24 protein-coding genes are annotated in these 24,750 nt (G+C 54.2%); 16 read left to right on the top strand and 8 right to left on the bottom strand.

Features of this window, described 5'->3' with window-relative positions; translation table 11 throughout:
- Positions 1-19 precede the first annotated feature (19 nt).
- The 12 genes from bamA (at position 20) to tilS (ending at position 15,704) form a co-directional block, all read left to right on the top strand.
- Positions 20-2,437: an outer membrane protein assembly factor BamA gene (gene bamA, locus IM282_RS20075; RefSeq protein WP_022647109.1), complete on the top strand. Its 2,418-nt coding sequence runs from the start codon at positions 20-22 to the stop codon at positions 2,435-2,437.
- Between the two features lie 123 nt (positions 2,438-2,560).
- Positions 2,561-3,055: a molecular chaperone Skp gene (gene skp, locus IM282_RS20070; protein WP_006810039.1), complete on the top strand. Its 495-nt coding sequence runs from the start codon at positions 2,561-2,563 to the stop codon at positions 3,053-3,055.
- Between the two features lie 3 nt (positions 3,056-3,058).
- Positions 3,059-4,084 carry a UDP-3-O-(3-hydroxymyristoyl)glucosamine N-acyltransferase gene (lpxD, locus tag IM282_RS20065; protein WP_022647110.1) on the top strand — a complete coding sequence of 342 codons (1,026 nt, stop codon included), beginning with the start codon at positions 3,059-3,061 and terminating at the stop codon, positions 4,082-4,084.
- Between the two features lie 104 nt (positions 4,085-4,188).
- Positions 4,189-4,644: a 3-hydroxyacyl-ACP dehydratase FabZ gene (fabZ, locus tag IM282_RS20060; RefSeq protein WP_003856165.1), complete on the top strand. Its 456-nt coding sequence runs from the start codon at positions 4,189-4,191 to the stop codon at positions 4,642-4,644.
- A 3-nt stretch (positions 4,645-4,647) separates the two neighbouring features.
- Positions 4,648-5,436, top strand: a complete 789-nt coding sequence (gene lpxA / locus IM282_RS20055) for an acyl-ACP--UDP-N-acetylglucosamine O-acyltransferase (RefSeq protein ID WP_003856164.1) — start codon at positions 4,648-4,650, stop codon at positions 5,434-5,436.
- Positions 5,436-6,584, top strand: coding sequence for a lipid-A-disaccharide synthase (gene lpxB, locus IM282_RS20050; RefSeq protein ID WP_022647111.1), 1,149 nt, complete (start codon positions 5,436-5,438; stop codon positions 6,582-6,584). Before lpxA ends, lpxB begins: the two co-directional genes overlap by 1 nt.
- On the top strand, positions 6,581-7,177 hold the full coding sequence (gene rnhB / locus IM282_RS20045) for a ribonuclease HII (protein WP_023305468.1): 597 nt from the start codon (positions 6,581-6,583) through the stop codon (positions 7,175-7,177). Before lpxB ends, rnhB begins: the two co-directional genes overlap by 4 nt.
- Before the next feature lie 38 nt (positions 7,178-7,215).
- On the top strand, positions 7,216-10,698 hold the full coding sequence (dnaE, locus tag IM282_RS20040) for a DNA polymerase III subunit alpha (RefSeq protein ID WP_023305469.1): 3,483 nt from the start codon (positions 7,216-7,218) through the stop codon (positions 10,696-10,698).
- A gap of 12 nt (positions 10,699-10,710) precedes the next feature.
- Positions 10,711-11,670, top strand: coding sequence for an acetyl-CoA carboxylase carboxyl transferase subunit alpha (accA, locus tag IM282_RS20035; RefSeq protein WP_003856154.1), 960 nt, complete (start codon positions 10,711-10,713; stop codon positions 11,668-11,670).
- Positions 11,671-11,770: 100 nt separating this feature from the next.
- Positions 11,771-13,903, top strand: coding sequence for a lysine decarboxylase LdcC (locus IM282_RS20030; RefSeq protein ID WP_192970760.1), 2,133 nt, complete (start codon positions 11,771-11,773; stop codon positions 13,901-13,903).
- Between the two features lie 66 nt (positions 13,904-13,969).
- Positions 13,970-14,359, top strand: coding sequence for a VOC family protein (locus IM282_RS20025; RefSeq protein WP_022647115.1), 390 nt, complete (start codon positions 13,970-13,972; stop codon positions 14,357-14,359).
- Positions 14,360-14,417: 58 nt separating this feature from the next.
- Positions 14,418-15,704 carry a tRNA lysidine(34) synthetase TilS gene (gene tilS / locus IM282_RS20020; protein WP_192970759.1) on the top strand — a complete coding sequence of 429 codons (1,287 nt, stop codon included), beginning with the start codon at positions 14,418-14,420 and terminating at the stop codon, positions 15,702-15,704.
- Between the two features lie 26 nt (positions 15,705-15,730).
- Here the strand turns inward: tilS and rof are convergent, their stop codons facing one another.
- Both rof and IM282_RS20010 read right to left on the bottom strand, forming a co-directional pair.
- On the bottom strand, positions 15,731-15,991 hold the full coding sequence (rof, locus tag IM282_RS20015; RefSeq protein ID WP_023305471.1) for a Rho-binding antiterminator: 261 nt from the start codon (positions 15,989-15,991) through the stop codon (positions 15,731-15,733).
- Positions 15,978-16,178 carry a YaeP family protein gene (locus IM282_RS20010; protein ID WP_003856146.1) on the bottom strand — a complete coding sequence of 67 codons (201 nt, stop codon included), beginning with the start codon at positions 16,176-16,178 and terminating at the stop codon, positions 15,978-15,980. Before IM282_RS20010 ends, rof begins: the two co-directional genes overlap by 14 nt.
- 195 nt (positions 16,179-16,373) lie before the next feature.
- Here IM282_RS20010 and IM282_RS20005 point away from each other — a divergent pair, with 195 nt between their 5' ends.
- Genes IM282_RS20005 through nlpE form a run of 3 tightly spaced genes read left to right on the top strand, consistent with a single transcriptional unit; the run spans position 16,374 to position 18,070 of the window.
- On the top strand, positions 16,374-16,919 hold the full coding sequence (locus IM282_RS20005) for a YaeQ family protein (protein WP_048965726.1): 546 nt from the start codon (positions 16,374-16,376) through the stop codon (positions 16,917-16,919).
- Positions 16,916-17,332, top strand: coding sequence for an alternative ribosome rescue aminoacyl-tRNA hydrolase ArfB (arfB, locus tag IM282_RS20000; protein WP_022647119.1), 417 nt, complete (start codon positions 16,916-16,918; stop codon positions 17,330-17,332). Before IM282_RS20005 ends, arfB begins: the two co-directional genes overlap by 4 nt.
- A gap of 39 nt (positions 17,333-17,371) precedes the next feature.
- Positions 17,372-18,070: an envelope stress response activation lipoprotein NlpE gene (nlpE, locus tag IM282_RS19995; RefSeq protein WP_006810026.1), complete on the top strand. Its 699-nt coding sequence runs from the start codon at positions 17,372-17,374 to the stop codon at positions 18,068-18,070.
- Between the two features lie 46 nt (positions 18,071-18,116).
- Here the strand turns inward: nlpE and proS are convergent, their stop codons facing one another.
- From proS to metN, 6 genes are all read right to left on the bottom strand, one after another.
- Positions 18,117-19,835: a proline--tRNA ligase gene (proS, locus tag IM282_RS19990; RefSeq protein WP_023299374.1), complete on the bottom strand. Its 1,719-nt coding sequence runs from the start codon at positions 19,833-19,835 to the stop codon at positions 18,117-18,119.
- Between the two features lie 112 nt (positions 19,836-19,947).
- Positions 19,948-20,655 (bottom strand): tRNA (N6-threonylcarbamoyladenosine(37)-N6)-methyltransferase TrmO, encoded by a 708-nt coding sequence (gene tsaA / locus IM282_RS19985; RefSeq protein ID WP_023299375.1) that lies wholly within the window; start codon positions 20,653-20,655, stop codon positions 19,948-19,950.
- Positions 20,652-21,056 carry an Rcs stress response system protein RcsF gene (rcsF, locus tag IM282_RS19980; RefSeq protein WP_003856133.1) on the bottom strand — a complete coding sequence of 135 codons (405 nt, stop codon included), beginning with the start codon at positions 21,054-21,056 and terminating at the stop codon, positions 20,652-20,654. The genes tsaA and rcsF overlap by 4 nt, the downstream gene beginning before the upstream one ends.
- Positions 21,057-21,162: 106 nt before the next feature.
- Positions 21,163-21,978: a methionine ABC transporter substrate-binding lipoprotein MetQ gene (gene metQ / locus IM282_RS19975; RefSeq protein WP_006810023.1), complete on the bottom strand. Its 816-nt coding sequence runs from the start codon at positions 21,976-21,978 to the stop codon at positions 21,163-21,165.
- A gap of 40 nt (positions 21,979-22,018) precedes the next feature.
- On the bottom strand, positions 22,019-22,672 hold the full coding sequence (locus IM282_RS19970) for a methionine ABC transporter permease MetI (protein WP_003856130.1): 654 nt from the start codon (positions 22,670-22,672) through the stop codon (positions 22,019-22,021).
- Positions 22,665-23,696 carry a methionine ABC transporter ATP-binding protein MetN gene (gene metN / locus IM282_RS19965; protein WP_192970758.1) on the bottom strand — a complete coding sequence of 344 codons (1,032 nt, stop codon included), beginning with the start codon at positions 23,694-23,696 and terminating at the stop codon, positions 22,665-22,667. The genes IM282_RS19970 and metN overlap by 8 nt, the downstream gene beginning before the upstream one ends.
- A gap of 188 nt (positions 23,697-23,884) precedes the next feature.
- Here metN and gmhB point away from each other — a divergent pair, with 188 nt between their 5' ends.
- Positions 23,885-24,451, top strand: coding sequence for a D-glycero-beta-D-manno-heptose 1,7-bisphosphate 7-phosphatase (gene gmhB / locus IM282_RS19960; RefSeq protein ID WP_022647122.1), 567 nt, complete (start codon positions 23,885-23,887; stop codon positions 24,449-24,451).
- Positions 24,452-24,750 lie beyond the last annotated feature (299 nt).

Here is a 24,750-nt window from a genome sequence, read left to right as displayed (position 1 = left end):
GGAAGAACGCATAATAACGATGGCGATGAAAAAGTTGCTCATAGCGTCGCTGCTGTTTAGCAGCGCGACCGTATACGGTGCTGACGGGTTCGTAGTGAAAGATATTCATTTCGAAGGCCTTCAGCGTGTCGCCGTTGGTGCGGCCCTCCTCAGTATGCCTGTGCGCCCCGGCGATACGGTTAATGATGAAGATATCAGTAACACCATCCGTGCTCTGTTTGCCACTGGCAACTTTGAGGATGTCCGCGTCCTGCGCGATGGTGATACGCTGGTGGTTCAGGTAAAAGAACGTCCAACGATTGCCAGCATCACTTTCTCCGGCAACAAGTCGGTGAAAGATGACATGCTCAAGCAGAACCTTGAGGCATCGGGTGTTCGTGTGGGGGAATCTCTGGACCGCACAACCCTTGCAGACATTGAAAAAGGTCTGGAAGATTTCTATTACAGCGTCGGTAAATACAGCGCGAGCGTTAAAGCGGTTGTTACACCGCTGCCACGTAACCGTGTTGACCTGAAACTGGTCTTCCAGGAAGGTGTTTCTGCGAAGATCCAGCAGATCAACATCGTGGGTAACCACGCGTTCAGCACCGACGAATTGATCTCCAACTTCCAGCTGCGTGACGAAGTGCCGTGGTGGAACGTGGTAGGCGATCGTAAATACCAGAAACAGAAACTGGCGGGTGACCTTGAAACCCTGCGCAGCTACTATCTGGATCGCGGTTACGCCCGTTTCAACATCGATTCAACTCAGGTGAGTCTGACTCCGGACAAGAAAGGTATCTACATTACCGTTAACATCACAGAAGGCGATAAATACACGCTTTCAGGTGTTGAAGTCAGCGGCAACCTGGCAGGACATTCTGCTGAAATTGAATCTCTGACCAAAATCCAGCCGGGCGATCTGTATAGCGGATCTAAAGTCACCAAAATGGAAGACAGCATTAAGAAGCTGCTCGGCCGCTATGGTTATGCGTATCCGCGTGTGCAAACGCAGCCGGAAATTAACGACGCGGATAAGACTGTTAAGCTTCACGTTAACGTTGATGCGGGCAACCGTTTCTACGTGCGTAAAATCCGCTTCGAAGGTAACGATACCTCTAAAGACTCCGTTCTGCGCCGTGAAATGCGCCAGATGGAAGGGGCATGGCTGGGAAGCGATCTGGTCGACCAGGGTAAAGAGCGTCTGAACCGTCTGGGCTACTTCGAAACGGTCGATACCGATACTCAGCGTGTACCAGGTCGTCCGGATCAGGTGGATGTTGTTTATAAAGTTAAAGAACGTAATACCGGTAGTTTCAACTTCGGTATTGGTTACGGTACTGAAAGTGGCGTGAGCTTCCAGGTCGGCGTTCAGCAGGATAACTGGCTGGGTACGGGTTACTCTGTCGGTATCAACGGGACGAAAAACGACTACCAGACCTACTCTGAGTTCTCCGTTACCAACCCATACTTCACCGTGGACGGTGTAAGCCTGGGTGGTCGTATCTTCTATAACGACTTTAAAGCGGACGACGCGGACCTCTCCTCGTATACCAACAAGAGTTACGGTCTGGATGGTACGCTCGGCTTCCCGGTTAACGAATACAACACCCTGCGTGCAGGTTTAGGGTACGTGCATAACGACCTGTCTAACATGCAACCGCAGGTGGCGATGTGGCGTTACCTGGACTCCATCGGTCAGTCTGCAAGTACGTCCAGCGATGACAACGGTTTCGCCGCGGATGACTTCACCTTCAACTACGGTTGGACCTACAACCGTCTTGACCGTGGCTACTTCCCGACGGAAGGTTCACGCGTTAACCTGAACGGTAAGGTGACGATCCCTGGCTCGGATAACGAGTTCTACAAGGTCACGCTGGATACGGCGTCCTACTTCCCAATTGATGACGACCACAAGTGGGTCGTACTGGGTCGTACCCGCTGGGGCTATGGTGACGGTATCGGAAGCAAAGAGCTGCCGTTCTATGAGAACTTCTACGCCGGTGGTTCAAGCACCGTTCGTGGCTTCCAGTCCAATAACATTGGTCCGAAAGCGGTTTACTACGGCGGTAATGACGAAGATAACTGCGCAAGCCGCGATTCAAAACAAGTCTGTAGCTCTGATGATGCGGTAGGCGGTAACGCCATGGCCGTGGCGAGCCTCGAGTTCATCACGCCGACGCCGTTTATCAGTGATAAGTACGCGAACTCTGTCCGTACCTCCTTCTTTATGGATGCAGGTACGGTGTGGGATACCAACTGGGAGAATACCGCCCAGATGCGTGCAGCGGGCGTTCCGGACTACAGCGATCCGGGCAACATTCGCATGTCCGCAGGTATCGCATTACAATGGATGTCACCGCTGGGGCCGTTGGTCTTCTCCTACGCCCAGCCGTTCAAGAAATACGATGGAGACAAAGCGGAGCAGTTCCAGTTTAACATTGGTAAAACCTGGTAATAATCCGCTGCAATGGAATGCGTTGGCAGTGTAGCGCTGACAACCGGCGATCGGTAAAACGGTCGCCTTGCCACGCAAAGAACGGCACCCCTCGGGTGCCAATGGGATGGTAAGGAGTTAATTGTGAAAAAGTGGTTATTAGCTGCAGGTCTCGGTTTAGCGATGGCAACTTCTGCTCAGGCAGCGGACAAAATTGCAATCGTCAACATGGGTAATTTGTTCCAGCAGGTTGCACAGAAAACGGGCGTTTCTGCAACGCTGGAAAACGAATTCAAAGGCCGTGCGAGCGAACTGCAACGTATGGAAGGTGATCTTCAGTCCAAGATGCAGCGTTTACAGCGTGATGGTTCTACCATGAAAGCGAGCGAGCGCAGCAAACTGGAAAAAGATGTCATGTCTCAGCGCCAGACCTTCTCTCAGAAAGCGCAGGCTTTCGAGCAGGATCGTCAGCGTCGTTCTAACGAAGAGCGTGGCAAGCTGGTGACGCGTATTCAGTCTGCCGTTAAAGCAGTAGCAGCCGATCAGAGCATCGATCTGGTTGTTGATGCGAACGCCGTTGCATTCAACAGCAGCGATGTTAAAGACATCACCGCTGATGTTCTGAAACAGGTTAAATAAGTAATGCCTTCAATTCGACTGGCTGATTTAGCTCAGCAGTTGGATGCAGAATTACACGGTGATGGCGATATCGTCATCACCGCTGTTGCGTCCATGCAATCTGCTAAAGCAGGCACTATTACCTTCATGGTAAGCCCTAAGTACCGTGAACACCTGGCTCAGTGCCAGGCGTCTGCCGTTGTTCTGACGCAGGACGATCTTCCGTTTGCCACTAACGCTGCACTGGTAGTGAAAAATCCCTACCTGACCTATGCACGCATGGCCCAAATTCTTGATACCACGCCGCAGCCGGCGCAGAACATTGCAGCCAGCGCTGCGATTGATCCAACGGCTCAGCTGGGTAACAACGTGGCAGTCGGCGCAAACGCCGTTATCGAATCCGGCGTTGTGCTGGGTGATAACGTGGTGATTGGGCCAGGCTGCTTTGTTGGAAAAAATACGAAAATTGGCGCAGGGACTCGTCTGTGGGCCAATGTTTCTGTCTACCATGAGGTTGAGATTGGCGAGAATTGCCTCGTACAGTCCAGCACGGTGATTGGTTCTGACGGATTCGGTTACGCCAACGATCGGGGTAACTGGGTTAAGATCCCGCAGCTGGGTCGCGTGATTATCGGCGATCGCGTTGAGATCGGCGCTTGCACAACCATTGACCGTGGTGCACTTGACGACACCATTATTGGTAACGGTGTTATCATAGACAACCAGTGCCAGATTGCACATAACGTTGTGATTGGCGACAATACCGCAGTTGCGGGTGGTGTTATCATGGCAGGCAGCCTGAAAATAGGCCGTTACTGCATGATAGGCGGTGCCAGCGTGATCAATGGCCATATGGAAATATGCGACAAAGTCACGGTGACGGGGATGGGTATGGTGATGCGTCCCATCACTGAGCCCGGCGTTTATTCCTCCGGTATCCCGCTGCAACCGAACAAGGTATGGCGTAAAACAGCTGCACTGGTGATGAATATTGATGATATGAGCAAGCGACTCAAAGCGATTGAGCGCAAAATCGATCAACAAGACTAAGCGTTCATCCGTTTAACGCTAAATTTCCCGGCCTGTCGGCTTTGTTTATAAACCGGCAGGCCGTGTTATTATTGCTACTTAGTACATTTGACAGGAAGAGTATTTTGACTACTGACACTCATACTCTGCATATTGAAGAGATTTTAGAACTTCTGCCGCACCGCTACCCGTTTTTACTGGTAGACCGTGTGCTGGATTTTGAAGAAGGTCGTTTTCTGCGCGCAGTGAAAAATGTCTCCGTTAACGAGCCATTCTTCCAGGGGCACTTCCCTGGTAAACCTATCTTCCCGGGTGTGTTGATCCTGGAAGCGATGGCACAGGCTACCGGTATTCTGGCGTTTAAAAGCGTAGGTAAACTGGAGCCGGGTGAACTCTATTACTTCGCGGGTATCGATGAAGCGCGCTTCAAGCGTCCGGTCGTGCCTGGTGATCAAATGATCATGGAAGTCACTTTTGAAAAAACGCGTCGCGGCCTGACTCGCTTCAAAGGCGTAGCTATGGTTGACGGCAAAGTTGTTTGCGAAGCGACAATGATGTGTGCGCGTAGCCGGGAGGCCTGATACGTGATTGATAAATCCGCCTTTATTCATCCTACCGCCATTGTGGAAACGGGTGCCATCATTGGCGCAAACGTCCACATTGGCCCGTTTTGTATTGTTGGACCCCATGTCGAAATTGGTGAGGGTACAGTACTGAAATCTCACGTTGTCGTGAATGGTCATACCACCATTGGCTGCAACAATGAGATCTATCAGTTCGCCTCCATCGGCGAAGTTAACCAGGATCTTAAGTATGCTGGCGAACCGACCCGCGTGGAAATCGGCGATCGTAACCGCATTCGCGAAAGCGTCACCATTCATCGTGGTACAACGCAAGGCGGTGGATTGACGAAGGTGGGCAGCGACAACCTGTTTATGGTTAATGCGCATATTGCGCACGACTGTACCGTGGGTAGCCGCTGTATTCTCGCCAACAACGCAACGCTGGCGGGGCACGTATCGGTCGATGATTTCGCAATTATTGGCGGCATGACCGCAGTCCATCAGTTCTGCATCATCGGTGCACACGTGATGGTCGGCGGGTGCTCCGGTGTGGCGCAGGACGTCCCACCGTTTGTGATTGCGCAGGGCAACCATGCCACGCCGTTTGGCGTGAACATTGAAGGCCTTAAGCGTCGTGGCTTTAGCCGCGAAGCGATTACCGCGATCCGCAACGCGTACAAATTGCTGTACCGTAGCGGTAAAACGCTGGAAGAGGCGAAGCCGGAAATTGCCGAGCTGGCGAATAAGCATCCTGAAGTGAAAACGTTCATGGAATTCTTTGAACGTTCAACCCGTGGTCTGATTCGTTAATGGTCGACAGTCGTCCGCTTACTATCGCCCTGGTCGCCGGAGAAACCTCCGGCGATATTCTTGGTGCAGGTCTTATCCGCGCGCTTAAAGCCCGTGTACCCAATGCCCGCTTTGTGGGCGTGGCTGGGCCGCTGATGCAGGCCGAAGGCTGTGAAGCCTGGTATGAAATGGAAGAGCTGGCTGTGATGGGCATCGTCGAGGTGCTGGGCCGCCTGCGTCGCCTGCTGCATATTCGCGCCGATCTTACCCGCCGCTTTACCGACCTCAAGCCCGATGTCTTTGTCGGCATTGATGCACCTGATTTCAATATTACCCTTGAAGGGAACCTGAAAAAGCAGGGGATCAAAACTATCCATTACGTCAGCCCGTCCGTGTGGGCGTGGCGACAGAAACGCGTTTTCAAAATCGGACGGTCCACCAATCTGGTGCTGGCTTTTCTGCCTTTCGAAAAAGCGTTTTACGACAGGTTTAATGTCCCGTGCCGTTTTATCGGTCATACCATGGCGGATGCCATGCCGCTGGACCCTGATAAAAATGCGGCGCGTGACGAACTGGGCATCCCGCATGATGTGCACTGTCTGGCGCTGCTGCCAGGGAGCCGGGGTGCGGAAGTTGAAATGCTAAGTGCCGATTTCCTGAAAACGGCGCAAATTCTCCGCAAGACGTACCCAGACCTTGAAGTGGTCGTGCCGCTGGTGAATGCCAAACGCCGCGAGCAGTTTGAGCGTATCAAAGCCGAGGTTGCCCCGGATCTTCACGTCCGCCTGCTGGACGGGAAAGGGCGGCAAGCCATGTATGCGAGCGATGCCGCACTGCTGGCTTCCGGCACGGCTGCGCTGGAGTGTATGCTGGCAAAATGCCCAATGGTGGTCGGTTATCGCATGAAACCGTTTACCTTCTGGCTGGCAAAACGTCTGGTAAAAACAGACTACGTATCCCTGCCAAACCTGCTTGCAGGTCGCGAGCTGGTGAAAGAACTCTTGCAGGATGAATGCCAGCCGCAGGCACTGGCTGATGCATTACTGCCGCTGCTGGCCAACGGTAAAACCAGCCACCAGATGCATGATACTTTCCGTGAACTGCATCAACTGATCCGCTGTAATGCTGATGAGCAGGCGGCCGATGCGGTGCTGGAGTTAGCACAATGATGGAATTTATTTATCCCCATACCCACCTCGTTGCCGGTGTGGATGAAGTCGGTCGTGGTCCGTTAGTGGGTGCCGTTGTGACCGCGGCGGTGATCCTCGATCCAGCCCGCCCGATCCCTGGCCTGAACGACTCGAAAAAACTGAGCGAAAAGCGCCGCCTGGCGCTGTTCGATGAAATTAAAGAGAAGGCGCTGGCCTGGAGTCTCGGGCGCGCAGAGCCGGATGAGATCGACGATCTGAACATTCTGCACGCCACCATGCTGGCGATGCAGCGTGCCGTTGCGGGCCTGAAAATTGTGCCTGAGTATGTGCTGATCGACGGTAACCGTTGCCCGACGCTGCCGATGCCTTCAATGGCTGTTGTTAAAGGCGATAGCCGCGTCGCAGAAATCAGTGCGGCGTCAATCATTGCCAAAGTGACGCGCGATGCCGAAATGGCCGCGCTGGACCTCACTTATCCCGCGTATGGTTTCGCCCAGCACAAGGGATATCCAACGGCTTTCCATCTGGAAAAGCTGGCTGAACATGGCGCAACTGAACATCATCGGCGCAGCTTTGGCCCGGTGAAACGCGCGCTGGGACTGGTGTCCTGAATCAAGACGCAAGCAATTAAGTAACGCGGGATCTGAAGATGGCTGAACCACGTTTCGTACACCTGCGGGTGCATAGCGACTACTCCATGATCGATGGGCTGGCAAAGACCGGGCCGCTGGTAAAGAAGGCGGCCTCGCTTGGCATGCCTGCGCTGGCGATCACCGATTTTACCAACCTGTGTGGCCTGGTGAAGTTCTACGGAACGGCGCATGGCGCAGGATTAAAGCCCATCGTCGGCGCGGATTTCCACGTGCAGAGCGACCTGCTCGGCGATGAGATGACGCAAATTTCCGTGTTAGCCATGAATAACACGGGCTATCAGAACCTCACTCTGCTGATCTCAAAAGCCTACCAGCGCGGCTACGGCGCGCTGGGTCCATGGATTGACCGCGACTGGCTGGCGGAGCTGAACGAAGGTCTGCTGCTGATCTCCGGTGGCCGTATGGGTGATGTCGGCAAATGTCTGCTGCGCGGGAACAACGTGCTGGTGGATCAGTGCGTCTCGTTCTACGAAGAGTATTTCCCGGATCGCTATTACCTGGAGCTAATCCGTACCGGGCGTGCGGATGAAGAGAGCTATCTGCATGCGGCCGTCGCCCTGGCGGAAGCGCGTGGCCTGCCTGTAGTGGCCACCAACGATGTGCGCTTCCTTGAGCCGGGCGATTTTGACGCGCATGAAATTCGCGTCGCTATCCACGACGGCTTCACCCTCGACGATCCGAAACGTCCTCGCAACTACTCATCGCAGCAGTACATGCGCAGCGAAGAGGAAATGTGTGAGCTCTTCTCCGACATCCCGGAAGCGCTGGAAAACAGCGTAGAGATTGCCAAGCGCTGCAACGTCACCGTGCGTCTCGGCGAATACTTCCTGCCGCAGTTCCCGACGGGCGACATGACCACGGAAGATTTCCTGGTCATGAAATCGAAAGAGGGCCTTGAAGAGCGTCTGGAATTCCTCTTCCCGGATGAAGCGGTCCGTAAAGAGAAGCGTCCTGAATATGACGAGCGTCTGGATATTGAACTCCAGGTGATCAATCAGATGGGGTTCCCTGGCTACTTCCTGATCGTAATGGAGTTCATCCAGTGGTCGAAGGATAACGGCGTACCGGTTGGCCCGGGCCGTGGTTCAGGTGCCGGCTCGCTGGTGGCGTACGCATTGAAAATCACCGACCTCGATCCGCTGGAATTCGACCTGCTGTTCGAACGTTTCCTCAACCCGGAACGTGTCTCCATGCCCGACTTCGACGTCGACTTCTGCATGGAAAAACGCGACCAGGTGATTGAGCACGTGGCCGATATGTACGGTCGTGATGCGGTTTCACAGATCATTACCTTCGGTACGATGGCGGCGAAAGCGGTTATCCGCGACGTGGGCCGCGTTCTGGGCCACCCCTACGGTTTTGTCGATCGAATCTCTAAGCTGGTGCCGCCCGATCCGGGCATGACCCTGGCGAAAGCCTTTGAAGCTGAACCTCAGTTGCCGGAAATCTACGAAGCCGACGAAGAGGTGAAAGCGCTGATCGACATGGCGCGCAAGCTGGAGGGCGTCACGCGTAACGCCGGTAAGCATGCGGGGGGCGTGGTTATCGCCCCGACCAAAATCACTGACTTCGCGCCGTTGTACTGCGATGAAGCGGGCCAGCATCCGGTCACCCAGTTCGACAAGAACGACGTTGAATACGCCGGGCTGGTGAAGTTCGACTTCCTTGGTTTGCGTACGCTGACCATCATCAACTGGGCGCTGGAGATGATCAACGCCCGCCGTGAGAAGAACGGCGAGCCGCCGCTGGATATCGCGGCTATCCCGCTTGATGACAAGAAAAGTTTCGACATGCTGCAACGCTCCGAGACGACAGCCGTCTTCCAGCTTGAATCCCGCGGCATGAAAGATTTGATTAAGCGTCTGCAACCAGACTGCTTCGAAGATATGATCGCGCTGGTGGCCCTGTTCCGTCCGGGCCCGTTGCAGTCGGGGATGGTAGATAACTTTATCGACCGTAAGCACGGGCGCGAAGAGATTTCCTATCCGGATGTGCAGTGGCAGCATGAAAGCCTGAAGCCGGTACTGGAGCCAACCTACGGCATCATCCTGTATCAGGAACAGGTCATGCAGATCGCCCAGGTGCTTTCTGGTTACACCCTTGGCGGCGCAGATATGTTGCGTCGTGCGATGGGTAAGAAAAAGCCGGAAGAGATGGCCAAGCAGCGTTCCATCTTTGAAGATGGGGCGAAGAAAAACGGCGTCGATGGCGAACTGGCGATGAAAATCTTCGACCTGGTGGAGAAATTCGCCGGGTACGGATTTAACAAATCCCACTCCGCCGCTTATGCTTTGGTGTCGTATCAAACGCTGTGGCTCAAGGCCCACTATCCCGCTGAGTTTATGGCGGCGGTAATGACCGCCGATATGGACAACACCGAAAAGGTGGTTGGCCTGGTGGACGAGTGCTGGCGCATGGGGCTGAAGATCCTGCCGCCGGATATTAACTCTGGCCTGTACCATTTCCACGTCAACGATGACGGGGAAATCGTCTATGGGATCGGCGCGATCAAGGGCGTGGGTGAGGGGCCGATCGAGGCGATCATCGAAGCGCGTAACAACGGCGGCTATTTCCGCGAGCTGTTCGACCTGTGCGCCCGCACCGATACCAAAAAACTGAACCGCCGCGTGCTGGAAAAACTGATCATGTCCGGTGCGTTTGACCGGCTGGGGCCACACCGCGCCGCGCTGATGAACTCGCTCGGCGATGCGCTGAAAGCGGCCGATCAGCATGCTAAAGCGGAAGCCATTGGTCAGGCGGATATGTTCGGTGTGCTGGCGGAAGAACCAGAGCAGATCGAGCAGTCCTATTCCAACTGCCAGCCCTGGCCAGAACAGGTGGTGCTGGATGGGGAGCGTGAGACGTTAGGCCTGTACCTGACGGGACACCCGATCAACCAGTATCTGAAAGAAATTGAGCGCTATGTCGGCGGCCACAGGCTTAAAGACATGCATCCGACAGAACGTGGTAAAATCACCACGGCTGCGGGGCTCGTGATTGCTGCAAGGGTAATGGTCACCAAGCGCGGCAATCGTATCGGCATCTGTACCCTGGATGACCGTTCCGGGCGTCTGGAGGTGATGTTGTTCACCGACGCGCTGGATAAATACCAGCAATTGCTGGAAAAAGACCGCATACTTATCGTCAGCGGACAGGTCAGCTTTGATGACTTCAGCGGGGGGCTTAAAATGACCGCCCGCGAAGTGATGGACATTGACGAAGCCCGGGAAAAATATGCTCGCGGGCTTGCTATCTCGCTGACGGACAGGCAAATTGATGACCAGCTTTTAAACCGACTCCGTCAGTCTCTGGAACCCCACCGCTCGGGGACCATTCCAGTACATCTCTACTATCAGAGGGCGGATGCACGTGCGCGGTTGCGCTTTGGTGCAACGTGGCGTGTCTCTCCGAGCGATCGTTTACTGAACGATCTCCGTGGCCTCATTGGTTCGGAGCAGGTGGAACTGGAGTTTGACTAATACAGGAATACTATGAGTCTGAATTTCCTTGATTTCGAACAGCCGATTGCAGAGCTGGAAGCGAAAATCGATTCTCTGACAGCCGTAAGCCGTCAGGATGAAAAACTGGATATTAACATCGACGAAGAAGTGCATCGTCTGCGTGAAAAAAGCGTAGAACTGACGCGCAAAATCTTTGCCGATCTCGGCGCATGGCAGATCGCCCAGCTGGCGCGTCATCCACAGCGTCCGTACACCCTGGATTATGTCCGCCTGGCGTTTGACGAATTTGACGAACTGGCAGGCGACCGCGCATACGCTGACGATAAAGCTATCGTCGGCGGTATCGCGCGTCTTGATGGACGTCCGGTGATGATCATTGGTCACCAGAAAGGCCGTGAAACCAAAGAGAAGATCCGTCGTAACTTCGGTATGCCAGCACCAGAAGGCTACCGTAAGGCCCTGCGTCTGATGGAGATGGCTGAGCGTTTCAATATGCCAATCATCACCTTCATCGACACACCGGGTGCTTACCCGGGTGTTGGCGCAGAAGAGCGCGGTCAGTCTGAAGCCATCGCACGCAACCTGCGTGAGATGTCTCGCCTGAAAGTGCCGGTCATCTGTACCGTTATCGGTGAAGGTGGTTCCGGCGGTGCGCTGGCAATTGGCGTGGGCGATAAAGTGAATATGCTGCAGTACAGCACCTATTCCGTTATCTCTCCGGAAGGCTGTGCCTCCATTCTGTGGAAAAGTGCCGATAAAGCGCCGCTGGCTGCGGAAGCGATGGGCATCATTGCCCCACGTCTGAAAGAGCTGAAGCTGATCGACACCGTTATCCCTGAACCGCTGGGTGGCGCGCACCGTAAGCCGGAAGTGATGGCTGCTTCCCTGAAAGCGCAGCTGCTGGCAGATCTGGCGGATCTGGACGTGCTGAGCACAGAAGATCTGCTCAACCGTCGTTATCAGCGCCTGATGACCTACGGTTACGCGTAAGCCTCACAATTATCCTAAAAGCCGCACATTGTTGCGGCTTTTTTTATACCTGCCGTTTACCTTAACTATGCTTATCTGATGTTTTTCAAGGAGGTAAACCATGAACATCATTGCCATCATGGGGCCACACGGCGTCTTTTATAAAGACGAACCCATCAAGGAGCTTGAGCAGGCCCTTAAAGCACGCGGATATCAGCTAATCTGGCCGCAAAACAGCGCCGACCTGCTGAAATTCATCGAACACAATCCGCGCATCTGTGGCGTGATATTCGACTGGGACGAATACGACATGGAGTTGTGCAGCGAGATCAATAAGCTCAACGAATATCTTCCGCTGTACGCCTTTATCAACACTCACTCGACCATGGACGTCAGCGCCCACGATATGCGTATGGCGCTGTGGTTCTTCGAATACTCACTCGGCGTTGCCGAGGACATTGCGACCCGCATTCAGCAGTACACCGGCGAATATCTGGATAACATCACCCCGCCGTTTACGCGTGCGCTGTTCACCTATGTGAATGAAGGGAAGTACACCTTCTGTACGCCAGGCCACATGGCGGGAACGGCCTATCAAAAAAGCCCGGTGGGATGCCTGTTCTATGATTTCTTTGGCGGTAACACGCTGAAGGCGGACGTGTCGATTTCGGTCACCGAGTTAGGCTCTCTGCTGGATCATACCGGCCCGCATCTGGAAGCCGAAGAGTACATCGCCCGGACCTTTGGTGCCGAGCAGAGCTACATGGTGACCAACGGAACCTCAACGTCGAACAAGATCGTCGGCATGTACGCCTCGCCTGCCGGTAGCACGTTGCTGATTGACCGAAACTGCCATAAATCACTGGCGCATTTGCTGATGATGAGTGACGTCGTGCCGCTCTGGCTGTCTCCCACGCGTAATGCGCTGGGGATCCTCGGCGGCATTCCTCGCCGTGAGTTCGCGCATGAAGCCATTGAAAATAAGATCGCGGCGATCCCCGAGGCAAGCTGGCCTGTGCATGCGGTGATCACCAACTCCACCTATGACGGGCTGCTTTACAACACGAACTGGATCAAGCAGACGCTGGACGTGCCGTCGATTCACTTTGACTCCGCGTGGGTGCCTTACACCAATTTCCACCCGATTTACTCGGGTAAAAGTGGGATGAGCGGCGAGCGGGTGCCGGGTAAGGTGTTCTTCGAGACGCAGTCGACGCACAAAATGCTGGCCGCGTTTTCCCAGGCGTCTCTCATTCACATCAAGGGTGAGTACGACGAGGACACCTTCAACGAAGCCTTCATGATGCACACGACCACGTCGCCCAGCTACCCGCTGGTGGCGTCCATCGAAACGGCGGCGGCGATGCTGCGCGGCAATCCCGGGAAACGCCTTATTAATCGTTCGGTGGAGCGGGCGCTGCATTTCCGAAAAGAGGTTCAGCGACTTAAAGATGAAGCGGACGGCTGGTTCTTTGATATCTGGCAGCCGGAAGAGATTGATGAAGCAGAATGCTGGCCCGTCGCGCCGGGGGAGAGCTGGCACGGTTTTCGGGATGCTGATGCAGACCACATGTTCCTTGATCCGGTTAAGGTGACGATCCTGACGCCGGGCATGGATGAGCAGGGTGTGATGGGTGAGGAAGGGATCCCGGCTGCGCTGGTGGCGAAGTTCCTTGATGAGCGCGGCGTGGTGGTGGAGAAAACCGGCCCCTATAATTTGCTGTTCCTGTTCAGTATCGGGATCGATAAAACCCGCGCGATGGGCCTGCTGCGCGGGCTTATGGAGTTTAAGCGCGCGTACGATCTTAACCTGCGGGTGAAGAACATGCTGCCGGATCTCTACGCGGAAGATCCTGACTTCTACCGCAATATGCGTATTCAGGATCTGGCCCAGGGGATCCACAGGCTGATCCGCCAGCACGATCTGCCGCGCCTGATGCTGCAGGCATTTGATGTTCTGCCTGAAATGAAGCTCACGCCGCACAGGGCGTGGCAACGCCAGGTGAAAGGGGAGGTTGAAACCATTGAACTGGAGAACCTGGTCGGGCGGGTATCAGCCAACATGATCCTGCCTTATCCGCCGGGCGTACCGCTGCTGATGCCGGGCGAGATGATCACCGAGGAGAGCCGGGCGGTGCTCGATTTTCTGCTGATGCTCTGTTCGATAGGGCGCCACTATCCGGGCTTTGAGACGGATATTCACGGTGCGAAACGCGATGATAACGGTGTGTACTGGGTGAGAGTCCTAAAATAAAAGGGGCCGCTTGCCAGGGGCGGGTTGTCGGTTGTAACGTTCAGGACATCATAAAAAGGAGAAACTATGCTGGGTTTAAAAGCTGTTCATCATATTGCGATCATTGCCACCGATTACGCGAAAAGTAAGGCCTTTTACTGCGACATTCTCGGCTTTACGCTGTTGAGCGAGGCCTACCGCGAGGAGCGCGATTCCTGGAAAGGCGATCTGGCGTTAAACGGACAATATGTGATTGAACTGTTCTCTTTTCCTTTCCCGCCAGCGCGTCCTTCGCGCCCGGAAGCCTGCGGCCTGCGCCACCTGGCCTTCAGCGTCGATAACCTGGACAGCGCGGTAAAGCATCTGGAAGCCCACGGCGTGGCCTGTGAAGCAATTCGCATCGATCCCTTCACCGATAAACGTTTCACTTTTTTCAACGATCCGGACGGTCTGCCGCTGGAGCTTTATCAGCAGTAATCGCCGTCATGTGTGATAATGCCCGTTCAGTTCGGGCATTTTTTATGTGTAATTTCCTATGACCTTACCCGCTATCGCGCACGCCGTTTCACCCTACCGCCAGCTGCTGGTGGGGTTCAGCGGTGGCCTGGATTCCACCGTTTTGCTGCACCGTCTTAAGCTCTGGCGCGACCGTGAGCCTGACGTCCAGCTGCGGGCGATGCATATCCATCACGGCTTAAGCCCCCATGCCGACGACTGGGTGGCGCACTGCGAAGCGGTGTGCTCAGGGTGGGCGATCCCGCTAATCGTTGAACGCGTCACGCTTGAGGATGAAGGGCTGGGTATTGAGGCGCAGGCGCGCAAAGCCCGCTACGCCGCGTTTTCCGGCGCGTTACAGCCTGGAGAAGCGTTGGTCACCGCGCAGCATCTGGACGACCAGTGCGAGACGTTTTTACTGGCGCTCAAGCGGGGCAGCGGGCCTGCGGGTTTATCCGCCATGCCTGAGCGTGCTGGTTTTGCTGAAACAGAGCTCATCCGCCCGCTACTGGGTGAGACGCGCGCATCACTGGAAGCCTGGGCGCAGCAACATCATCTGCGCTGGATTGAAGACGAAAGCAATCAGGACGACAGTTACGACCGTAACTTCCTGCGCCTGCGCGTCTTACCGCTGCTGAGTGAGCGCTGGGCCCATTTTTCCGAAGCGGTGGCCAGAAGTGCCATGCTTTGTGCTGAACAGGAAAGCTTGCTGGATGAGTTGCTGAGCGGGGAGCTGAATACGCTGACTACCGCTGACGGTGCCCTTAACATTGCGCCGTTGAAAGTGATGAGCCCCGTGCGTCGGGCTGCTCTGATTCGTCGCTGGCTGGCTTCCCACCGTGCGGTTATGCCGTCCCGGGCGATGCTCAACCGTATCTGGGAAGAAGTTGCACAGGCGCGGGAAGATGCCGCACCGTGTATACACCTGAATGGTTATGACGTCAGGCGCTATAAAGAGCAACTCTGGTGGGTGAAATCTGTGCCGTCGCTGGCTGACGTTGTGCTCGACTGGCCGTCGCCGGAAAAAGCACTAACGCTACCGTTGAATGCCGGTGTCGTTGCGTTAAGCCATTCGGGCAATGTGCGTCTACCTGAGCCGGACGAGAACGTCGCCATACGCTTCAGGGCCAGCGGCATGCTGCATATCGTTGGGCGTAACGGCGGGCGTAAACTGAAGAAAATCTGGCAGGAACAGAACGTTCCGCCCTGGCGACGTGATACCACGCCGCTTCTGTTTTACGGCGACACGCTCATCGCGGCGGCAGGTGTGTTTATTACCCAGGAAGGGTGGGCTGAAGCGGGTGTCAATTTTGAATGGAAAGCGTAACGGGCAGCCTGGCTGCCCGTTGGTTATCAGGATTCGCTCACCACGACGGTGCCGATTTCCGGATGGCTGAAACTGGCAATTTTGTCGAGGCGTAGCTCACGCGTTGCACCTGCATCTTCCACAACCAGGTATTCCACATTTTTACGGGAAACCAGATCGCTGGCCTTTGCCTTTAGCACTTCGCCATCTTTTAGCTCCAGCGTCAGTATTAAATGATGCTGGCAGGCGAGTTCGAGGTTGTCATAGTCATCACAATTGATGGGTTGATAGATATCATTCATCGACATAATCGCTCACCAGTAAATTCGCCGCAGCATACGCTGCTTTTTCCCTGACCGATTCAGAAAGGCTCTCATCAGAGGCCACTTCATTCAGCACGTTCAATACACAGCCCAACGCATCCGGGATGTACCCCAGATCTCCGCTGGCAATTTCCGCATACCGTCTGCGAATCAACTCACAATAATTATTCACATCACCTCCTGCCAGCGTACTGACTTACTGTGAGATATCATTAAGCCTACGAAGTTAAACTCGGTTTAGCAAGGTGACTATACCATACTCATTTAAGCAATATCAGCGCCTTGATAACGGGGTGCCACCACCTCGTAACAGCCTTTTGCTGCGGTTTTCGCTACAATGTACGCCTGATTCGAAAGGAGTTCTCTCATGGCGCTGAAAGCGACAATTTATAAAGCTGTGGTCAATGTGGCGGATCTTGACCGTAACCAGTTTCTGGATGCGTCATTGACGCTGGCGCGTCACCCTTCTGAAACCCAGGAGCGCATGATGCTGCGCCTGCTGGCGTGGATTAAGTATGCCGACGAGCGTCTGCAATTTACCCGTGGTTTAAGCGCGGAAGATGAACCGGAAGCCTGGCTGCGCAACGATCATCTGGGTATCGATTTATGGATTGAGCTTGGCCTGCCGGATGAACGCCGGATCAAAAAGGCGTGCACCCAGTCAGCTGAAGTGGCGTTGTTTGCCTATAACCATCGCGCGGCGGAGATCTGGTGGCAGCAAAACAAAAATAAATGTGCGCAGTTCAAAAATCTTACCGTCTGGTATCTGGATGATGAACAACTGGCACAGCTGAGCGCGTTCGCCAGCCGGACAATGGCGCTTCAGGCAACGATTCAGGACGGCGCCATCTGGCTTTCCGATTCTCAGAATAATCTGGAAATTCATCTCACGGCCTGGCAGCCCGTATCATGATTGAGTTGTCCCGAAACGTCAGCATCCCTGATCACGAGCTGGAGATCACCGCCATCCGTGCTCAGGGCGCAGGGGGGCAGCACGTTAACAAGGCCTCAACGGCTATCCATTTGCGCTTTGACATCCGGGCCTCCAGCCTGCCAGAGTATTATAAAGAAAGCCTGCTCGCCGCCAGCCATCATCTGATCACCAGTGAAGGTGTGATTGTGATTAAAGCGCAGGAATATCGCAGCCAGGAAATGAACCGGGAAGCGGCACTTTCCAGACTGGCGGCGGTCATAAAAGAGCTGACGGCTGTACAAAAAAGTCGCCGGGCAACACGTCCAACGCGGGCATCGAAAGAACGTCGGTTGTCATCGAAGGCGCAGAAATCCACCGTAAAGTCACTGCGTGGCAAAGTCCGTCACCCGTAATGTGACGAAAGGGACACACTTTTTCATAAGGAATGTATTGTGAAAAAAGCATTATTATCAGCGCTGGCCGTGACAAGCCTGTTCGCGCTTTTTGGCTGTAACAACCGTTCAGAAACACAGGTACTACAGCCAACGCAAAACGAAGAATTGAAGCCGATGCAGCAGAGCTGGCGCGGCGTATTGCCATGTGCAGATTGTGAAGGCATCGAAACCTCTCTGTTCCTGCAAAAAGATGGCACCTGGGTGATGAACCAGCGCTATCAGGGGGCGAAAGAGCCGTCTTCTTTTGCAACATACGGAACATGGGCGCGTACGGCTGAAAAGCTGGTATTGACTGATACCACGGGCGATAAAACGTATTTCCGCGCCAAAGGCGAGGGGATGGAGATGCTCGATCGCGAAGGCAATCCGATTGAATCCCAGTTCAACTACACGCTGGCCCCGGTAAAAGCGACCCTGCCTGCAACCCCAATGGCGATGCGAGGGATGTATTTCTACATGGCGGATGCGGCAATCTTCACTGACTGTGCAACCGGGAAGAAAGTCAGCGTGGCGAACAATGCCCAGCTGGAGCGTGACTATGCCGTCGCGCGCGGTAACGACAGCAAACCAGTGTTGCTGACGGTTGAAGGGCATTTTACGCTGGAGCCAAACCCCGATAGCGGTGAGCTGGTGAAAACGCTGGTGGCAGATAAAGACGCGAAGTTTGCTGCGGGTAAAGACTGCGAAAGCAAATAAGTTATAGCCATTAAAAAACCCCGCACTGGCGGGGTTTTTTTGTTTCTTAGCCTTTGATGGCTTTCACCAGGTAATCAAGAATGTCGCCCGTCTTGATCATCTGTTTTTCGCCGTTGCGACGGTACTTGTATTCAATCTCATCGCTGTCGAGGTTACGGTCGCCGATGACGATGGTGTGTGGAATACCGATCAGTTCCATATCAGCAAACATCACGCCAGGACGCTCTTTACGGTCATCCATCAGCACGTCGATACCTTTCGCGCTCAGCTCAGCGTAGAGTTTCTCTGCCAGCTCCTGCACGCGGTAAGACTTGTGCATGTTCATTGGCAGGATCGCCACCTGGAACGGCGCGATGTTATCCGGCCAGACGATTCCGCGTTCGTCATAGTTCTGCTCGATAGCGGCCGCAACAACGCGCGTTACCCCAATGCCGTAGCAGCCCATGGTCAGAACCTGGTTACGACCATCTTCGCCCTGAACGGCAGCGTTCATTGCGCGCGAGTACTTATCGCCCAGCTGGAAGATGTGGCCTACTTCGATACCGCGTTTGATCATCAGGGTACCCTTGCCGTCCGGGCTTGGATCGCCTGCGACCACGTTACGGATGTCAGCCACTTCCGGCGTCGCCACGTCACGATCCCAGTTGATGCCGAAGTAGTGTTTACCGTCGATGTTTGCGCCCGCAGCGAAGTCGCTCATTGCCGCAACGGTGCGGTCAATGACCACAGGAACAGGCATGTTCACCGGACCCAGAGAACCAGGACCTGCATTCACCACGGCGCGGATTTCGGCCTCCGTTGCGAAGGTCAGCGGGCTGGCAACCTGCGGCAGCTTCTCGGCTTTCACTTCGTTCAGCTCGTGATCGCCACGGACCAGCAGGGCTACCAGCGGGTAAGCGCTGCCTTCAGCCGATTTCACCAGCAGGGTTTTCACGGTTTTTTCGATCGGCAGATTAAACTGTTCAACCAGCTCGGCGATGGTTTTCGCGTTTGGCGTATCAACCAGCGTCATCTCTTGCGTTGCCGCGCCGCGTGGTTCTTTTGGTGCCAGCGCTTCTGCGAACTCAATGTTGGCGGCGTAATCAGAGGAGTCAGAGAAAATTACATCGTCTTCGCCGCTCTGCGCCAGAACCTGGAATTCATGAGAGGCGCTACCGCCGATTGAACCGGTATCAGCCTGTACAGCACGGAAATCCAGCCCCATGCGGGAGAAGATTTTGCTGTAGGCCACGTACATTTTGTCGTAGGTCTCTTGCAGTGATTCCTGAGAAGTATGGAAAGAGTAGGCATCTTTCATCAGGAATTCGCGAGAGCGCATCACGCCAAAGCGTGGGCGCACTTCGTCACGGAACTTGGTCTGGATCTGGAAGAAGTTCAGCGGCAGCTGTTTGTAAGAGCTCAGCTCGTTACGGATCAGATCGGTGATCACTTCTTCATGCGTTGGGCCGAGGACGAATGGACGATCGCCACGATCGGCAATACGCAGCAGTTCAGGACCGTACTGCTCCCAGCGACCGCTCTCCTGCCACAGTTCAGAGGGCTGAACGACCGGCATTAACACCTCGATAGCACCGGCGTTGTTCATCTCTTCACGCACGATGTTTTCGACTTTTTTCAGGACGCGCACGCCGGTCGGCAGCCAGGTGTATAACCCGGAGGCCAGCTTGCGGATCATCCCGGCGCGCAGCATCAGCTGGTGGCTGATCACCTCGGCGTCGGCAGGTGTCTCCTTCAGAGTGGAGAGCAGATATTGGCTAGTACGCATGTTGTTACGGTTCCATTTCGACGATTGGAACAGGCTGAAACACCAGCCTGACACAAAAAAAGTGGTTTAGTTTACCAGTGTGGCAAAGATGCCAAAAGAGAGGAGAACAAAATTACCTGGGTTCCAGGGCAAACACTTCAAAACCTGCATCAGTTACGCGCCAGCGCACGTTAAAGTCCAGCAGCCAGACGGCGTACGTTTTTCCTGCGTCTTCCTCTTTGCGGTAGGCGGGACGAGGGTCCTGCGCCAGGACTTCGACGATAAAGTCACGCAGACGAGGATAGCGCTTTTCCAGCTGGCTGATTTGCGTCGTTATTTCAGATGTGAAGTAAACCGGCATCTCTGCCTGTGGGGCGTCCTGAGCATAGCTTGCACGGGCATCCGGCAGCGCTTCGGCGAAGGGCAGGTAAGGTTTAATATCGATGACCGGCGTACCATCAACCAGGTCAAGGCTACCTAACTCCAGGATCACCCGATCTTTCTGACAGCGTATCCCTTTCAGTTCGACCAGCGACATCCCGACTGGATTCGGTCGGAACGTTGAGCGGGTGGCAAAAACTCCCATTCTGGCATTTCCGCCCAGACGAGGAGGACGCACGGTAGGACGCCAGCCGCCTTCCATGGTCTGGTGAAACACAAACACCACCCATAAATGGCTGAATGCCTCAAGCCCGCGCACTGCATCGGCCTGATTATACGGCGCGACAAGATGCAGCTCGCCGCCGCCGTTAAGGACCAGTCCCGGCTGACGCGGCACGGCGAACTTTTCTTTATAAGGGGAGCGGATAACGCCTATCGGCTCGAACTGAAATGAACTCATTTCGCCGTGATGTTAAGCGCAGAACCGATACATACCGCCTGACGGTAGCAGCCCGGCGTACCACTGGTGACCTCGCAACTGTGCAGCAGCACCGCGTTGGCTTTCATTTTCGACGCGTTGATTTGCATACGCTTGCGGGCTGTTGGGATATTTGGAGGGGAGTCCTGATTCGTTGCCTGGCAGGATTCGCCGCTCACTTCGCCCAGTTCACGGAATGGCTTACCGACCAGCTCGTCGGCTTTAGTAATAATACGTACCGGCGCAGCGCGAGGCGCTTTCGGTTTTGCTGGCTCCGCTTTTGGCGGGGTTGCAGTGCTTTGAACGGGTTCAACAGGAGATCTGCTTAGCATAGAACAGCCGCTCAGCATCAGTGCTAAAAGACAGATCGGTAAAGCACGCATAATAGTTCCTCAGTGGATAATCAAAACGTCAGATATTGAAGCAGTTGACCGCACAAATGACAAGACGGGCAAATGCCCGTCTTGATGATATTACACTGAGGTGAGATTACCAGCCTTTAACCGCGCCGCCGTTAAACACCTTATTGGCTTCCTGGTAAACTTCTTCAGACTGATATGCCTGCAGGAATTTCTTCACGTTTTCCGCGTCCTTGTTGTCTTCGCGAGTCACGATCAGGTTGACGTACGGGGAATCTTTGTCTTCAACAAAGATGCCATCTTTCGCAGGGGTCAAACCGATCTGGCTGGCGTAAGTGGTGTTGATAACGGCCAGCGCGATCTGTGCATCGTCCAGAGAACGTGGCAGCTGAGGGGCTTCCAGCTCAACAATTTTCAGATTTTTCGGGTTTTCGGTCACGTCCAGGACGGTCGGCAACAGGCCAACACCTTCTTTCAGTTTAATCAGGCCCACTTTCTGGAGCAGAAGCAGCGAACGGCCAAGGTTGGTTGGGTCGTTAGGGACGGCAACCTGTGAACCCGGCTGGAGTTCATCCAGAGATTTAATTTTCTTGGAATAACCGGCAATCGGGTAAACGAAGGTGTTACCGACAGCAACCAGCTTGTAGCCGCGATCTTTGATCTGTTGATCCAGGTACGGTTTATGCTGGAAGGCGTTAGCGTCAATGTCGCCTTTGCTCAGCGCTTCGTTCGGCAGAACGTAATCGTTGAAGGTCACCAGCTCAACGTCCAGGCCATATTTTTCTTTCGCGATTTTCTGCGCGGCCTCAGCAACCTGCTGCTCTGCACCGACGATAACGCCTACTTTGATGTGGTTCGGATCTTTTTCGTCCTGACCGCAACCCACCAGTGCCAGCGAACCAATCAGTGCGCCTACTGCTGCAAAGGTCTTAAATTTAAACGCCATGTTATATCCTTAACTCGTCGAGTTTGTGTTGTTTGTAACGTTATTTATGCGTAACAGCCCGGACGATACGATCGCCAGAGAATTGGATTAAGTAAACCAGCACAACCAGCAATACCAGAACGGTATTCATTACGGTAGCGTTATAGCCAATATAGCCGTACTGATATCCAATCTGCCCTAAACCGCCAGCACCCACGGCGCCACCCATCGCGGAATAACCGACCAGGGTGATAAGCGTGATGGTTGCTGCATTCACCAGCCCAGGCAGCGCCTCAGGCAGCAGAACTTTGCGAACGATCTGCATTGGCGTCGCACCCATAGCGCGGGAAGCTTCAATCAGGCCTGTTGGGATTTCCAGCAGGGCGTTTTCCACCATACGGGCGATAAACGGTGCGGCGCCTACGGTTAGCGGGACAATAGCTGCCTGCAAACCAATCGACGTCCCGACAATAACGCGCGTAAACGGAATCATCCACACCAGCAGAATAATGAACGGAATAGACCGGAAAATGTTCACCAGCGCAGAGAGCGTGCGATACAGCTTCGCGTTTTCAATAATTTGACCCGGGCGCGTGACGTACAGCAGCACGCCGACCGGCAGCCCAATCACAAAACCAAAAAAGCCCGATACGAAGGTCATTGCCAGCGTTTCCCAAACGCCGCGAACCAGTAGCCACATCATCGGCTCAGACATAACCCAGCACCTCTACTTTTACGTGATGTTCTTGCAGCCAGGCAATTGCCGCCTGGGTTTCTTCCTGTGTGCCGTGCATTTCCGTCAGCATAATGCCGAACTTCACGCCACCGGCGTAGTCCATCTGCGCGCTAATAATGTTGTTATTCACGTTAAAGCGACGCGCGGTTTCGGACAGCAGCGGTGCGTCAACGGACTGGCCCGTGAACTCCATGCGCAGCATCGGGACGCTGTCAGACGTTGCGTCTGCTTTTAAACGTTCCAGATAATCTTCCGGAATATCCAGATGCAGTGTGGACTGAATGAACTGCTGAGCCAGAGGCGTTTTCGGGTGCGAGAAGACTTCGCTGACCGTGTCCTGCTCAATCAGCTCACCGTTGCTGATGACGGCGACGCAGTCACAGATACGCTTCACCACGTCCATTTCGTGCGTAATAAGGAGGATAGTCAGGCCCAGACGACGGTTAATGTCTTTCAGCAGTTCCAGGATAGAACGCGTGGTGGCCGGATCTAACGCGCTGGTGGCTTCATCACACAGCAGCACTTTTGGGTTGCTTGCCAGCGCGCGAGCGATTGCTACACGCTGCTTTTGCCCGCCGGAAAGGTTGGCCGGGTAGCTGTCATGCTTATCACCCAGGCCAACCAGATCCAGCAGTTCGGTGACGCGTCGGGTAACCTCTTCTTTTGGTGTGTTATCCAGCTCCAGCGGCAACGCCACGTTTCCAAAAACCGTGCGTGAGGCCAGCAGGTTAAAGTGCTGGAAAATCATGCCAATCTGGCGACGCGCTTTGGTGAGTTCTTTCTCTGAGAGAGCGGTAAGCTCCTGGCCGCCAACTTCTACGCTGCCCTGGGTCGGGCGCTCAAGCAGGTTAACACACCGGATCAGCGTACTTTTACCCGCACCCGATGCGCCAATGACGCCATAAATCTGACCAGCAGGCACATGCAGGCTGACGTTGTTCAGCGCCTGAATGGTTCGGTTCCCCTGCTGGAACACTTTGGTGATATTGGAAAGTTTAATCATTAGATTATTTTTATCGTATGTAAGTTAGCCGTGGCATTTTCTTCTGCCAGATACGGGGAATGACCGTAAACAAAATGGATGTTAAGGCATCCAGACGTCTAAATCAATCCACCTCTGTGCGATGAGCACTTTATTGCGCTGCGATTCATGAGATACTAGCTGAACAAGCCTTTTTCAGGAGCAAACCGGTGGCAAAATCTGTACCCGCAATTTTTCTCGATCGTGACGGCACAATTAATGTGGATCACGGTTACGTCCATGAGATTGATGAGTTCGAATTTATTGAGGGCGTAATAGATGCCATGCGCCAGCTGAAAGAGATGGGCTATGCGCTGGTGGTGGTAACTAATCAGTCCGGTATCGCCCGGGGTAAATTCACCGAAGCGCAGTTCGAGACGCTGACGGAATGGATGGACTGGTCTCTGGCCGATCGTGGCGTCGATCTTGATGGCATCTATTATTGTCCGCATCATCCACAGGGAACAGTAGAAGCGTATCGTCAGACATGTGATTGCCGTAAGCCACACCCGGGCATGTTTATCTCTGCACAGGAATTCCTGCACATTGATATGGCCGCGTCTTTTATGGTGGGCGATAAACTGGAGGATATGCAGGCAGCGGCGGCGGCGGGTGTGGGAACCAAAGTATTAGTGCGGACCGGTAAACCAGTCACCCCAGAAGCAGAAAATGCAGCTGACTGGGTGATAACTAGTCTGGCAGATCTGCCAAAAGAGATTAAAAAGCACCAAAAATAGACATTTTGGTGAAAAGGTGAGCGGTTGAAATAAAAATGCATTTTTCCGCTTGTCATTCCTCGGCGGCTCCCTATAATGCGCCTCCATCGACACGGCGGATGTGAATCACTTCACAGACAACCCGGTCGGTTGAAGAGAAAAAATCCTGAAATAACGGGTTGACTCTGAAAGAGGAAAGCGTAATATACGCCACCTCGCGACATAGCGCTGAAGCGCGTCGCAACTGCTCTTTAACAATTTATCAGACAATCTGTGTGGGCACTCAAAGTGACATGGATTCTTAATGTCCTCGGACGAAA

This window comes from Enterobacter cloacae complex sp. P29RS (assembly GCF_014893445.1).
Lineage (GTDB): Bacteria > Pseudomonadota > Gammaproteobacteria > Enterobacterales > Enterobacteriaceae > Enterobacter > Enterobacter intestinihominis.
Note: the sequence above shows the minus strand (reverse complement) of the source record. Positions and strands in the feature narration are given on the sequence as shown.

What these genes read in the sequence shown, in the direction of transcription:
- dnaE (WP_023305469.1), top strand. Translation starts at nt 7,216, where the DNA reads ATGGCTGAACCACGTTTCGTACACCTGCGGGTGCATAGCGACTACTCC.
- lpxB (WP_022647111.1), top strand. Translation starts at nt 5,436, where the DNA reads ATGGTCGACAGTCGTCCGCTTACTATCGCCCTGGTCGCCGGAGAAACC.
- tsaA (WP_023299375.1), bottom strand. Translation starts at nt 20,655, where the DNA reads ATGAGTTCATTTCAGTTCGAGCCGATAGGCGTTATCCGCTCCCCTTAT.
- rnhB (WP_023305468.1), top strand. Translation starts at nt 6,581, where the DNA reads ATGATGGAATTTATTTATCCCCATACCCACCTCGTTGCCGGTGTGGAT.
- IM282_RS20005 (WP_048965726.1), top strand. Translation starts at nt 16,374, where the DNA reads ATGGCGCTGAAAGCGACAATTTATAAAGCTGTGGTCAATGTGGCGGAT.
- bamA (WP_022647109.1), top strand. Translation starts at nt 20, where the DNA reads ATGGCGATGAAAAAGTTGCTCATAGCGTCGCTGCTGTTTAGCAGCGCG.
- IM282_RS19970 (WP_003856130.1), bottom strand. Translation starts at nt 22,672, where the DNA reads ATGTCTGAGCCGATGATGTGGCTACTGGTTCGCGGCGTTTGGGAAACG.
- lpxD (WP_022647110.1), top strand. Translation starts at nt 3,059, where the DNA reads ATGCCTTCAATTCGACTGGCTGATTTAGCTCAGCAGTTGGATGCAGAA.
- rof (WP_023305471.1), bottom strand. Translation starts at nt 15,991, where the DNA reads ATGTCGATGAATGATATCTATCAACCCATCAATTGTGATGACTATGAC.
- accA (WP_003856154.1), top strand. Translation starts at nt 10,711, where the DNA reads ATGAGTCTGAATTTCCTTGATTTCGAACAGCCGATTGCAGAGCTGGAA.
- IM282_RS20025 (WP_022647115.1), top strand. Translation starts at nt 13,970, where the DNA reads ATGCTGGGTTTAAAAGCTGTTCATCATATTGCGATCATTGCCACCGAT.
- arfB (WP_022647119.1), top strand. Translation starts at nt 16,916, where the DNA reads ATGATTGAGTTGTCCCGAAACGTCAGCATCCCTGATCACGAGCTGGAG.
- metQ (WP_006810023.1), bottom strand. Translation starts at nt 21,978, where the DNA reads ATGGCGTTTAAATTTAAGACCTTTGCAGCAGTAGGCGCACTGATTGGT.
- tilS (WP_192970759.1), top strand. Translation starts at nt 14,418, where the DNA reads ATGACCTTACCCGCTATCGCGCACGCCGTTTCACCCTACCGCCAGCTG.
- rcsF (WP_003856133.1), bottom strand. Translation starts at nt 21,056, where the DNA reads ATGCGTGCTTTACCGATCTGTCTTTTAGCACTGATGCTGAGCGGCTGT.
- metN (WP_192970758.1), bottom strand. Translation starts at nt 23,696, where the DNA reads ATGATTAAACTTTCCAATATCACCAAAGTGTTCCAGCAGGGGAACCGA.
- IM282_RS20030 (WP_192970760.1), top strand. Translation starts at nt 11,771, where the DNA reads ATGAACATCATTGCCATCATGGGGCCACACGGCGTCTTTTATAAAGAC.
- proS (WP_023299374.1), bottom strand. Translation starts at nt 19,835, where the DNA reads ATGCGTACTAGCCAATATCTGCTCTCCACTCTGAAGGAGACACCTGCC.